At 71.5% G+C, this 13972-nt stretch carries 1 protein-coding gene (running past one end of the window); it reads right to left on the reverse strand.

The window, feature by feature from the left end:
• Nucleotides 1-13972, reverse strand: partial view of a non-ribosomal peptide synthase/polyketide synthase gene (locus ACIQWA_RS24375; protein WP_402485666.1) — the 3' portion only. 23237 nt of this gene lie beyond the right edge of the window; the window shows 13972 of its 37209 coding nt (coding positions 23238-37209); the start codon falls outside the window, past its right edge; it ends in the stop codon at nt 1-3.

Below are 13972 nucleotides of genomic sequence, written 5' to 3' on the forward strand. Positions count from 1 at the left end.
CTACTCCTTCTCGCCGCGCGGGGCGATCGTGTTCTCGGTGAGCTTCCGGAGCTTGGCCTCGACGAGGGGGCCGATCTCCCGGAACATGCGCGGCGTCGTGATGGTCTGGTGGGTGCAGTCCACCTCGTGGTGGACGACGTCACCGTCCACGTACGCGTCCCAGGCGTCCGCCGGGATGACGTATCCGGAGCGGTGACGCGTGGCCGCGAAGATCATCGCGTCCGTCGAGACCCGCTCGTGGCGGTACCTGCCCATCAGCATGATGTTGTTCTTGATGACGCTCATCAGGGCGACGAACCGGCTCTCCTCAAGACTGCCGAGGACGGTGTTCGTCCCACGGGCGAGCTCGGAAAACTCCTCGAACGTGGGCATCCGGTTGGCCAGCTGCTCGGTGTTGACCCCGAGCGCCTCCAGGATCGCGCCGTACATCAGCTTCATCTCGTCCTGGCCCTGCAGCAGGTGCTCGGGGATCGGCTTGGCGGGATCGGAGTCCAGGAAGACCAGCAGGTCGACCCGCTCACCCCGCTCCTCCAGCCGGGCCGCGATCGCGTGGGCCAGGATCCCTCCGAACGAGTGCCCCATCAGGTGGTACGGACCCTCGGGCTGCACCGTCAGCATCTGCTCGATGCAGTCGTCGGCCACCTCCTCGACGCTGTTCCTGAGCTCATCGGGATGAGCCAGCCCGTGGGCCTGGAGTCCGTACACCGGGAAGTCCTGGCTGAGGTGCGGCAGGAGACCGGCGTACGACCAGCACATGCCCGCCCCCTGGTGCACGACGAACAGCGGAGCGTGCAGCCCCCGCTTCCGAAGCGGCAGCAGGACGTCGTAGGCGCTGCTGGGCGTGCCGGCGTCGAGGCTCGCGGAGAGCTCGGCGACGGTGGGCGCCTCGAAGAGCGCCTGGAGGGGCATCTCGGTGCCGAGGGTGCTGCGGATCCGGCTGGTGAGTTGGGTGGCGAGCAGGGAGTGGCCGCCGAGGTCGAAGAAGTTGTCGTCGATCCCGACCCCGGGCAGGCCGAGGACCTCGGCGAACAGGGTGCAGAGGATCTCCTCCTGGGGTGTGCGCGGTGCGCGGCCGTCGGCGGTGGACGTGTAGTCCGGTGCGGGGAGGGCCTTGCGGTCGATCTTCCCGTTCGGGGTGAGCGGGATGTGGTCCAGGGTGACGATCGCCGACGGCACCATGTAGTCCGGCAGCTGTGCCTGCAACACCTGGCGCAGCGTCGTCACCAGTGCCCCGCTGGTCCGGGATCGGGCCGGGGAGTTGGTCACTGCGGTGCCGGCCGATCCCGGCCGGTAAGTGCCGGTCACGGTCGAGGAGTTGTTCTCGGGCAGCAGGACCGCGTCGAAGGCGGCCGGCTGCTCGGAGTTCCAGGTGGTGACCGCGTCGAGGCCGTGCTCGGTGGCCCAGCGGTGGAAGGCCTCCGGGTCGATGCCGGTGGCCGAGCCGAGGGCCGAGCGGATGGCGGTCAGGTCCTCGCCGGTGTCCAGGGCCTCGACGGCGGCGGCCTCGCCCGTCAGGCGGGCGTTCGGGACGCCCGTGACACGCAGGCCGCCCTCGACCTGTTGCCGGCCGAGCTCCTCCAGCGTCGTCACGTCGGTGCCCCAGCGCAGCACCGGAGCGTCGGTGAGATCGGTCAGGGTCTCCGCGGTCTTGTGGAGGGTGACCTCGTAGCGGTGGCGGGTCAGCTCGTTGTGCGCCGAGCCGCGCTTGATCCGGACGTCCACACCCGCGCCGCGTTCGGCGGCGAAGGCGGTGAAGTAGTCCGGGTGGACCAGGAGTTCCTTCTCCACGACCACCGCGCGCTCCACCGAGGCGTGGAGCTGGGTGGTGCCGGCCGCCCGCGTCGCCTGGACCGCGGTGTGGAAGGTCCGCAGCTGTCCGAGGTGGCGGATGTCGCCCAGGACGATGCGGCCGCCGTCCGCCAGCAGCTCCAAGGCCCGCGACAGCACCACGGTCAGGTAGTCGCGGTTGGGGAAGTACTGCGCGACGGAGTTGATGACGACCGTGTCGAAGTAGCCGGTCGGCAGACCGGTGAAGTCCTCCGCGCTCTGGCAGGACACCCGCACGTGCTCCCAGCCGCGTTCGGCGACCTGGTCGACGAGGCGTGTCACCACCGCCTGGGACAGGTCCGTGCCCCAGTACGACTCGACGTCCTCTGCGAGCAGTGCCATCAGCAGGCCCGAACCGACACCGATCTCCAGCACACGCCTCGGCGCGTAGGAGCGGATCCGCTCCACCGTCGCCGCGCGCCACTCCCGCATCTCCTCCAGCGGGATCGCCTCACCCGTGTACGAGCTGTCCCACCCCGCGAAGTCCTCACCCAACGGCGCCGTGGGCCGCTCGTACAAGGAGTCGTACAACTCCCGCCAGTCCTCGACCTGTTCCGCGGTGTCACCCTCGGCAGCGCTGTCACTGCCCGGGACGACGTAGGCCACCAGGCGGGTGTCGCCGGGCTGGTCCTCGCGGGCGATCACGACGGCCTGGGCGACCTCGGGGTGGCGGGTGAGGGCGGCCTGGATCTCGCCGGGCTCGATCCGGAACCCGCGGATCTTCACCTGCTGGTCGGTACGACCCAGGTAGTCCAGTTCACCGTCCGGGTTCCACCGGACCAGGTCACCCGTGCGATACATCCGGTCCCCGGCCCCGCCGAACGGGTCCGCGACGAAGCGCTCCGCCGTCAGACCCGGCCGGTTCAGGTAGCCACGGGCCAGACCCCGGCCGGCGAGGTAGAGCTCGCCGGGGATGCCCGGCGGGACCTGGCGCAGGTTCTCGTCCAGGACGCGGGCACGGGTGTTGTGGTTGGGAGCGCCGATGGGCGTACGCAGGTCGGCCAGGGGGCGGCTGATGGTGGTGGAGATGGTGGTCTCGGTCGGACCGTAGAGGTTGGCCATGTGACGGCCCGGCGCCCACAGGGCGACCAGGTCCGGCGGGCAGGCCTCGGCACCGACGATGAGGCTGGACAGGTCGGTCAGCGTGTCGGGGGCACCGGCCGGAAGGGTGGCCAGGATCGACGGCGGGATGAACGCGTGGGTGATCCGCCGGTCGGCCAGGACCCGGAGCAGGTCCTCACCCGCGAGACGACCCGGCGGGGGCACGACCAGGGTGCCGCCGTTGCTGAGAGCCATCAGCAGTTCCAGGACGGAGGCGTCGAAACTCGGCGAGGCCAACTGCACGACCCGGCTGTCCGCCGTGGTCAGGCAACGCTCGACCAGGGTCGAGGCCAGCGAGGCCAGACCCGTGTGGGTGACCGTCGCGCCCTTGGGGCGGCCCGTCGAACCCGAGGTGTAGATCGTGTACGCGGTGTTCGCGGCCGTGAGCGGCGCGATCCGGTCGGCATCGGTCGGGTCGGTGGCGGGCTGCGCCTGCCAGACCTCGGCCAGCTCCTCGACCGCCAGCCCGTCCAGCAGCCCGTCCGCCAGTCCGTCCGGCAGCCCCGGCGCCAGCTGCACCGCCAGTTCCGCGGTGGTGAGCAGCAGCACGGGGGCGGCGTCGGCGAGCATGTAGGCGATGCGGTCGGCCGGGTAGTCCGGGTCCACCGGCAGGTAGCCGGCACCCGCCTTCACCACGCCCAGGATCGCCGCGAACAGCTCGGCGCCACGCGGCAGCGCCAGGCCGACGAGCTGCTCGGCACCGATGCCCCGGCCGATCAGCCAGTGCGCGACCTGGTTCGCCCGCGCGTTCAGCTCCGCATACGTCCAGGACGCGTCCCCCGCCTCCAGTGCGACGGCATCGGGGGTGGCCCCCACCCGGGCCTGGAACAGCTCCGGCAGCGTGGCGTCGTCGATCTCCGGCCGGGCCGTGGTCGCCCACTCCCGGAGCCGGATCTCCTCCCCCTCGGTGAGGACGTCCAGCGAGCCGATCGGCCGGGACGGATCAGCGGCGACCGCCCGCAGCAACCGGACCCAACGCGCGATCAGCGCCTCGATCGTCGACCGGTCGTACAACTCCGTCGCGAACTCGATGTACCCGGCGACCCCGGTGGGCGAGCCGTCGCGCTCGTGGAACTCACCGATGTTGACGAACAGATCGAACCGGGACGTGTCCGTGGTCGCGGGCTCGTGGCTGACCCGCAGGCCGGGCAGCTGGAAGTCGGCCTGCTCGTTGTTCTGCAGGGCCAGCATGACCTGGAAGAGCGGGTGGTGTGCCGCGGAGCGGCGGGGGTTGAGCTTCTCCACCAGGTACTGGAACGGGACGTCCTGGTGGGCGTAGGCCTCCAGGCTGGTCCGGCGCACCTGGGCGAGCAGATCGGTGAAGGCCGGGTTGCCCGCCGTGTCGGTGCGCAGGACCAGGGTGTTGACGAAGAAGCCGACCAGGTCGTCGAGGTTCTCGTCCGTGCGTCCCGCGATACCGCTGCCGATCGGGATGTCCGTGCCGGCACCGAGCCGGGTCATCAGCGCGGCCACGGAGGCCTGGAGCACCATGAACACCGTCGCTCCGGCCGACCGGGCCAGCTGGGCGAGATCCCGGTGCAGGTCCGCGTCGAAGGAGAAGTCACAGACATCACCGGCGTTGCCGGCCACCGCCGGCCGGGGCCGGTCGGTGGGCACGGTGACCTGCTCCGGCAGACCGGCCAACTGCTGCGCCCAGTAACCGTACTGACGGCTGAACGGGCTGTCCGGGTCGGTGTCGTCACCGAGCAGGTCACGCTGCCACAGGGTGTAGTCCGCGTACTGCACCGGCAACTGCGGCCAGTCCGGCGCCGCACCGGTCAGGCGCGCGGTGTAGGCGGCGATCAGGTCCCGGGCCAGCGGCGCCATCGACCAACCGTCACCGGCGATGTGGTGCAGCACCAGCATCAGCACCGACTCCGTCGGGCTGACGGCGAACAGCTCGGCGTGCAGCGGAACCTGCGCGGAGAGGTCGAACTCGTGGCGCGCGGCCCGGTTCAGCTGCTCGTGGATCCGGCCCTCGTCCGTGGGGACGACCGCCAGGTCGATGCGGGCCTCGACGGGGTCGAGGATGTGCTGACGGGCCTGTCCGTCGACGTCCCGGAAGACGGTGCGCAGCGATTCGTGGCGCGCGATGACGTCGTTGAGGGCGTCCAGCAGCGCCTGCCGGTCCAGCTCGCCGGTCAGCCGCAGGGCCAACGGCATGTTGTAGGTGGCCGAGGGGCCCTCGATCTTGTGGATGAACCACAGCCGTTCCTGGGCGAAGGACAGCGGGATGGCCTCGGGCCGGGTGACCGGCACCAGGGCGAGCCGCGTCCGCTCGTCACCGTCCGCCAGACGCTCGGCCAGCTGGGCCACGGTCGGCGCCTCGAAGAACGCCCGCAGCGGGGCCTCGATGCCCAGGGTCTTTCGGATCCGGCTGATCAGGCGGGTGGCCAGCAGGGAGTGGCCGCCCAGGTCGAAGAAGCTGTCGTCGACCCCCACGCTCGACAGACCGAGGACCTCGGCGAACAGCGCACAGAGGATCTCCTCGCGCGGGGTGCGGGGGCCACGCCCCGTGGAGACGGCGGTGTGGTCCGGAACCGGGAGCGCCGCGCGGTCGATCTTCCCGTTCGGGGTGAGCGGGATGCCGTCGATCACCAGGATCGCGGCCGGGACCATGTAGTCCGGGAGCTGCTGCCGCAGGTCCTGCCGGAGCTGCGGCAGTGCGGGCGCGCCTCCGCCGCTCGGCACGACGTAGGCGATCAGGCGGACATCGCCGGGCTGGTCCTCGCGGGCGATCACGACGGCCTGGGCGACCTCGGGGTGCCGGGTGAGGGCGGCCTGGATCTCTCCGGGCTCGATCCGGAACCCACGGATCTTCACCTGGTGGTCGGTACGGCCCAGGTACTCCAGCTCACCGTCCCGGTTCCAGCGCACCAGGTCACCGGTGCGATACATCCGGCTCCCGGCCCCGCCGAACGGGTCCGCGACGAACCGCTCGGCCGTCAGACCCGGCCGGTTCAGGTAGCCGCGGCCCACGCCCTCACCCGCGACGTAGAGCTCACCCGCGATCCCCGGCGGCACCGGCTGCAGGTAGTCGTCCAGCACGTGGAGGCGGGCGTTGGCGATCGGATACCCGATGGGGGCCCGGCCCGCCGCGAACGGGCGGCTGATCGTCGCGTAGACGGTGCACTCCGTCGGGCCATAGGCGTTGATCATCCGGCGGCCCGGCGCCCAGCGGTCCACCAGGGCCGGAGGTGTGGGCTCACCGATCATGCCCAGTACGCCCAGCTCGGACAGGTCGGCCTCGCTCCCCTCGGGCAGGCTCGCGAGCCGCGACGCCGTGATGAAGGCATGGGTGATCCGCCGATCGGCAATGACCCTGGCCAGTTCGAGGCCGGCGAGGCGGCCGCCGGACGGCAGTACGAGCGTGGCACCCGCGGCGAAGGCCATGAAGATCTCGACCACGGCGGGGTCGAAGCTCGGCGAGGCCAGTTGCAGGACGCGGCTCTCCGGACCGGCCTCGCAGCGCTCGACCGCGGTGGCTATGAGGCCGGCCAGCCCGGAATGGGCGATGACGCTGCCCTTCGGTCGACCGGTGGAACCCGAGGTGTAGAAGGTGTAGGCCGTGTTCGCCGGGGTGAGCGGCACGATCCGGTCCGCGTCGGTCGGGTCGGTCGCGGGCTGCTCGTCCCACCGCTCCGCCTGGGACTCGATGGTGAGGATCTCGCCACCGGTGCCCGCGGCGGCGAGGAGGCTCTCGCTCAACCCGTCGGTGGTGAGCAGGAGGGCGGGGGCGGCGTCGGCGAGCATGTAGGCGATGCGGTCGGCCGGGTAGTCCGGGTCGACCGGCACGTAGGCGGCGCCCGCCTTGGCGATGCCCAGGATCACGGCGAGCTGCTCGGCGCTGCGCGGCAGCGCCAGGCCGACGAGCTGCTCGGCACCGATGCCCCGGCCGATCAGCCAGTGCGCGATCTGGTTCGCCCGGGCGTTCAGCTCGGCGTACGTCCAGGACGCGTCCCCCGCCTCCAGTGCGACGGCGTCGGGGGTGGCCCGCACGCGGTTCTGGAACAGCTCCGGCAGAGTGGCGTCGCCGATCTCCGGCCGGGGGTCGGCCGACCAGTCGCGGAGCCGGCGGCGCTCACCCTCGGTGAGGATGTCCAGCCCGCCGATGGGCCGGGACGGGTCGGCGGCGATCGCCCGCAGCAGCCGGATCCAGCGTGCGAGCAGTGCCTCGATCGTCGACCGGTCGTACAGGTCGGTGGCGAACTCGACCGTGCCGGACATGCCGGCCGGGGTGCCGTTGTCGTCCCGGTGCTCGCCCATGTTGATGAACATGTCGAACCTGGACGTGCCCAGGGCCACGCCGGTCGGCTGCGCCTGCAGGTTGGGCAGCTCGAAGTTCGGGTGCTCGGTGTTGAGGAGGGCGAGCATGACCTGGAAGAGCGGGTGATGCGTGGTGCTGCGGTGCGGGTTGAGCGCCTCCACCAGGTGCTCGAAGGGGATGTCCTGGTGGGCATAGGCCTCCAGGCTGGTCCGGCGCACCTGGGCGAGCAGGTCGGTGAAGGCCGGGTTGCCGGCCGTGTCGGTGCGCAGGACCAGGGTGTTGACGAAGAAGCCGATCAGCTGGTCGAGGTTCTCGTCCGTGCGTCCGGCGATCGGCGCGCCGAGCGGGATGTCCGTGCCGGCGCCCAGGCGGGTCATCAGGGCGGCGAAGGACGCCTGCAACACCATGAACATCGTGGTGCCGCTGGAACGGGCCAGCTCGGACAGCATCTGGTGCAGATCGGCGTCGATACCGAAGGTGGTGGAGTCGCCCGCGTAGCCGGCGACGGCGGGCCGGGGCCGGTCGGTGGGCACGGTCACCTGCTCCGGCAGACCGGCCAACTGCTGTGCCCAGTACTGCTGCTGGCGCACGAACGGGCTGTCCGGGTCACTGTCGTCGCCCAGCAGCTCACGCTGCCAGAGCGTGTAGTCCGCGTACTGCACCGGCAGCTGCGGCCAGTCCGGCTCGGCACCGGTCAGGCGGGCGGAGTAGGCCGTGACCAGGTCACGGGCCAGCGGCGCCAGCGACCAGCCGTCACCGGCGATGTGGTGCAGCACCAGCATCAGCACCGACTCCGTCGGACTGACCGTGAACAGCTCGGCGTGCAGCGGAACCTGCGCGGAGAGGTCGAACCGGTGGCGGACGGCCAGCTCCAGGGCCGGCATGACGTCGTCCTGCTCGCACGGACGGACGTGCAGGTCGATGCGGGCCTGCTCGGGGGCGAGGATGTGCTGACCGGGCTGCCCGTCGACCTCCTCGAAGACCGTACGCAAGGCCTCGTGCCGGGAGATCACATCGTTGATGGCCTCCCCCAGCGCCTGCCGGTCCAGCTCACCGGTCAGCCGCAGCACCAACGGGATGTTGTAGGTGGCCGACGGCCCCTCCATCTGGTGCAGGAACCAGAGTTGCTGCTGGGCGTAGGAGAGCGGAAGCGGGTTGGGCCGGGTGACAGGCAGGAGCGGCGGACGCAGCTCACCGTCCTGGGTCAGACGCGGCGCGAGCTTCGCCACAGTGGGCGCCTCGAACAGCACCTGGAGCGGCGCCTCGGTGCCGAGGGTGCTGCGGATCCGGCTGGTGAGTTGGGTGGCGAGCAGGGAGTGGCCGCCGAGGTCGAAGAAGTTGTCGTCGATCCCGACCGCGGGCAGGCCGAGGACCTCGGCGAACAGGGTGCAGAGGATCTCCTCCTGGGGTGTGCGCGGTGCGCGGCCGTCGGCGGTGGACGTGTAGTCCGGTGCGGGGAGGGCCTTGCGGTCGATCTTCCCGTTCGGGGTGAGCGGGATGTGGTCCAGGGTGACGATCGCCGACGGCACCATGTAGTCCGGCAGCTGTGCCTGCAACACCTGGCGCAGCGTCGTCACCAGTGCCCCGCTGGTCCGGGATCGGGCCGGGGAGTTGGTCACGGCGGTGCCGGCCGATCCCGGCCGGTAAGTGCCGGTCACGGTCGAGGAGTTGTTCTCGGGCAGCAGGACCGCGTCGAAGGCGGCCGGCTGCTCGGAGTTCCAGGTGGTGACCGCGTCGAGGCCGTGCTCGGTGGCCCAGCGGTGGAAGGCCTCCGGGTCGATGCCGGTGGCCGAGCCGAGCGCCGAGCGGATGGCGGTCAGGTCCTCGCCGGTGTCCAGGGCCTCGACGGCGGCCACCTCGCCCGTCAGACGGGCGTTCGGGACACCCGTGACACGCAGGCCGCCCTCGACCTGTTGCCGGCCGAGCTCCTCCAGCGACGTAAGGTCGGTCCCCCAGCGCAGCACCGGCGCGTCGGTGAGATCGGTCAGGGTCTCCGCGGTCTTGTGGAGGGTGACCTCGTAGCGGTGGCGGGTCAGCTCGTTGTGCGCCGAGCCGCGCTTGATCCGGACGTCCACACCCGCGCCGTGCTCGGCGGCGAAGGCGGTGAAGTAGTCCGGGTGGACCAGGAGTTCCTTCTCCACGACCACCGCGCGCTCCACCGAGGCGTGGAGCTGGGTGGTGCCGGCCGCCCGCGTCGCCTGGACCGCGGTGTGGAAGGTCCGCAGCTGTCCGAGGTGGCGGATGTCGCCCAGGACGATGCGGCCGCCGTCCGCCAGCAGCTCCAAGGCCCGCGACAGAACCACGGTCAGGTAGTCGCGGTTGGGGAAGTACTGCGCGACGGAGTTGATGACGATCGTGTCGAAGTAGCCGGTCGGCAGACCGGTGAAGTCCTCGGCGCTCTGGCAGGACACGCGCACGTGGTCCCAGCCGCGTTCGGCGACCTGGTCGACCAGGCGTGTCACCACCGCCTGGGACAGGTCCGTGCCCCAGTACGACTCGACGTCCTCCGCGAGCGGTGCCATCAGCAGGCCCGAACCGACACCAATCTCCAACACGCGCCTCGGCGCGTAGGAGCGGATCCGCTCCACCGTCGCCGCGCGCCACTCCCGCATCTCCTCCAGCGGGATCGCCTCACCCGTGTACGAGCTGTCCCACCCCGCGAAGTCCTCACCCAACGGCGCCGTGGGCCGCTCGTACAAGGAGTCGTACAACTCCCGCCAGTCCTCGACCTGTTCCGCGGTGTCACCCTCGGCAGCGCTGTCGCTGCCCGGGACGACGTAGGCCACCAGGCGGGTGTCACCGGGCTGGTCCTCACGGGCGATCACGACGGCCTGGGCGACCTCGGGGTGGCGGGTGAGGGCGGCCTGGATCTCGCCGGGCTCGATCCGGAACCCACGGATCTTCACCTGCTGGTCGGTACGACCCAGATACTCCAGCTCACCGTCCCCGTTCCACCGGACCAGGTCACCCGTGCGGTACATCCGGTCCCCGGCCTCACCGAACGGGTCCGCGACGAAGCGCTCCGCCGTCAGACCGGGCCGGTTCAGGTAGCCGCGGGCCAGACCCCGGCCCGCGAGGTAGAGCTCGCCGGGGATGCCCGGCGGCACCTGGCGCAGGTTCTCGTCCAGGACGTACACCCGCGTGTTGACCACGGGCCGCCCGATCGGGGCCTTCGGACCGGACAGCGGACCGCCGGTCGAAGCGTAGATGGTGGCTTCGGTCGGACCGTAGGCGTTGATCATCCGGCGGCCCTGCGACCAGCGCTCGGCCAGGTCCGGCGGGCAGGCCTCGCCGGCCACGACGACGGTGCCGAGGGCGGGCAGCGTGGTCTCGGTGCCGGCCGGCAGGCTGGCCAGGGCCGACGGGGGAAGGAAGGCGTGGCTGATCCGCCGGTCGGACAGCACGTCGGCGAGGTCCTCACCGGCGAGACGACCCGGCGGGGGCACGACGAGGGTGGCGCCGACGGTGAATCCGAGCACCAGCTCGATGACCGAGACGTCGAAGCTGGCAGAGGTGAACTGCAGCACGCGGCTGCCCTCGCCGAGGGCGCAGCGTTCCACCAGAGTGACGACGAGCGAGGCCAGACCCGTGTGGGTGACGGTGACGCCCTTGGGGCGGCCGGTGGAGCCCGAGGTGTAGATGGTGTACGCGGTGTTCGCGGCCGTGAGCGGGGCGATCCGGTCGGCGTCCGTCGGGTCGGTGGCGGGCTGCGCCTGCCAGACCTCGGCCAGCTCCTCGACCGCCAGCCCCTCCGCCAGCCCGCCCGGCAGCTCCGGCGCCAGTGCCGCGGTGGTGAGCAGGAGGGCGGGGGCGGCGTCGGCGAGCATGTAGGCGATGCGGTCGGCCGGGTAGTCCGGGTCGACCGGCAGGTAGCCGGCGCCCGCCTTGGCGATGCCCAGGATCACGGCGAGCTGCTCGGCACACCGGGGCAGAGCCACCCCGACCAGCTGCTCGACACCGATGCCCCGGCCGATCAGCCAGTGCGCGATCCGGTTCGCCCGAGCGTTCAGCTCGGCGTACGTCCAGGACGCCTCGCCGAACTCCAACGCAACCACGTCCGGGGTGGCCTGCACGCGAGCCTGGAACAGCTCCGGCAGCGTGGCGTCGCCGATCTCCGGCCGGGCCATGGTCGCCCACTCCCGGAGCTGGACCTCCTCCCCCTCGGCGAGGAGGTCCAGCGAGCCGATCGGCCGGGACGGATCAGCGGCGATCGCCCGCAGCAGCCGCGCCCAGCGCGCGATCAGCGCCTCGATCGTCGACCGGTCGTACAAATCCGTCGCGAACTCGATGGCTCCGCTGATGCCCACCGGCTCGTGGTCGTTGCCGTGTTCCTCGGTCAGGGTGACCATCAGGTCGAAGCGCGAGGTGCCGGTGTGCGCGCTCTCCGAGCGCACCTGCAGTCCCGGCAGCTCGAACTCGGCCTGCTCGTTGTTCTGCAGGGCCAGCGCGACCTGGAAGAGCGGGTGGTGTGCCGCGGAGCGGTGCGGGTTGAGCTTCTCCACCAGGTACTGGAACGGAGTGTCCTGGTGGGCGTGGGCCGCCAGGCTGGTCCGGCGGACCTGGGCGAGCAGGTCGGTGAAGGCCGGGTTTCCCGCCGTGTCGGTGCGCAGGACCAGGGTGTTGACGAAGAAGCCGACCAGGTCGTCGAGGTTCTCGTCGGTGCGCCCGGCGACCGGAGAGCCGATCGGGATGTCCGTCCCGGCGCCGAGGCGGGTCAGCAGCGTGGCCACGGAGGCCTGGAGCACCATGAACACCGTCGCTCCGGCCGACCGGGCCAGCTCGGCGAGGTTCCGGTGCAGGTCCGCGTCGAAGGAGAAGTCGCACGCGTCACCGGCGTTGCCGGCCGTGGTGGGCCGGGGCCGGTCGGTGGGCACGGTCACCTGCTCCGGCAGACCGGCCAACTGCTGCGCCCAGTAGCCGTACTGGCGACTGAACGGGCTGTCCGGGTCACTGTCGTCACCGAGCAGGTCACGCTGCCACAGCGTGTAGTCCGCGTACTGCACCGGCAGCTGCGGCCAGTCCGGCTCGGCACCGGTCAGGCGCGCGGTGTAGGCGGCGATCAGGTCCCGGGCCAGCGGCGCCAGCGACCAACCGTCACCCGCGATGTGGTGCAGCACCATCATCAGCACCGACTCCGTCGGGCCGACGGCGAACAGCTCGGCGTGCAGCGGCACCTGGTCCGAGAGGTCGAACTCGTGGCGGGCCACCTCGTCGAGTTGCGCGGTGAGCAGGTCCTCACTGCTCGGTACGGTCCGCAGTGTGATGCGCGCCTGGTCGGCGGCGAGGACGTGCTGGCCGGGCTGTCCGTCGGCCTCGCGGAAGACGGTGCGCAGCGCCTCGTGCCGGGTGACCACGTCGTTGAGGGCCTCCTGCAGCGCCTCCCGGTCCAGGTCGCCCGTCAGGCGCAGGGCGAAGGCCATGTTGTAGGTGGCGGAGGGGCCTTCCAGCTTGTGCAGGAACCACAGCCGTTCCTGGGCGTAGGACAGCGGCAGCACCTGCGGCCGCACGACCGGTTCGAGTGCGGGGCGCAGTTCGCCCGCGTGGTCGGCCAGCCGGCGGGCCAGCTGGGCCACGGTCGGCGCCTCGAAGATCGCGCGCAGCGGGATCTCCACGCCCAGGGCCGTACGGATGCGGCTGATCAGACGGGTGGCCAGCAGGGAGTGGCCGCCCAGGTCGAAGAAGCCGTCGTCGACCCCCACGCTCGACAGACCGAGGACCTCGGCGAACGCCGCACCGAGGATCTGCTCCTGCGGGGTGCGGGCAGCGCGTCCGGCGACGGCCGCGGTGTAGACCGGGGCCGGCAGGGCGTCGCGGTCGACCTTCCCGTTGCGCGTCAGCGTGATGCTGTCGATCACCATGACCGCAGCCGGGACCATGTAGTCCGGCAGCTGCCGTCGCAGCCGGTCGCGCACCTCCTCGGCGGAGACACCGTGCTCCGTCTCCGGGACGACGTAGGCCACCAGGCGGGTGTCGCCGGGCTGGTCCTCGCGGGCGATCACGACGGCCTGGGCGACCTCGGGGTGCCTGGTGAGGGCGGCCTGGATCTCGCCGGGCTCGATCCGGAACCCGCGGATCTTCACCTGCTGGTCGGTACGGCCCAGGTACTCCAGCTCACCTTCCCCGTTCCAGCGCACCAGGTCACCCGTGCGGTACATCCTCTCGCCCGGCTCACCGAACGGGTCCGCGACGAAGCGCTCGGCCGTCAGACCGGGACGGTTCAGGTAGCCGCGGGCCAGACCCCGGCCGGCGAGGTAGAGCTCGCCGGGGATGCCCGGCGGCACCTGGCGCAGGTTCTCGTCCAGGACGCGGGCACGGGTGTTGTGGTTGGGAGCGCCGATGGGCGTACGCAGGTCGTCCAGGGGGCGGCTGATGGTGGTGGAGATGGTGGTCTCGGTCGGACCGTAGAGGTTGGCCATGTGACGGCCCGGCGCCCACAGGGCGACCAGGTCCGGCGGGCAGGCCTCGGCACCGACGACGAGGCTGGACAGCCCGGTCAGCGTGTCGGGGGCACCGGCCGGGAGGGTGGCCAGGATCGACGGCGGGATGAACGCGTGGGTGATCCGCCGGTCGGCCAGGACCCGGAGCAGGTCCTCACCCGCGAGACGACCCGGCGGGGGCACGACCAGCGTGCCGCCGTTGCTGAGAGCCATCAGCAGTTCCAGCACGGAGGCGTCGAAACTCGGCGAGGCCAGCTGCACGACCCGGCTGTCCGCCGTGGTCAGGCAACGCTCGACCAGGGTCGAGGCCAGCGAGGCCAGACCCGTGTGGGTGACCGTC

This window comes from Kitasatospora sp. NPDC098652, assembly GCF_044760155.1.
Taxonomy (GTDB): Bacteria; Actinomycetota; Actinomycetes; order Streptomycetales; family Streptomycetaceae; genus Kitasatospora.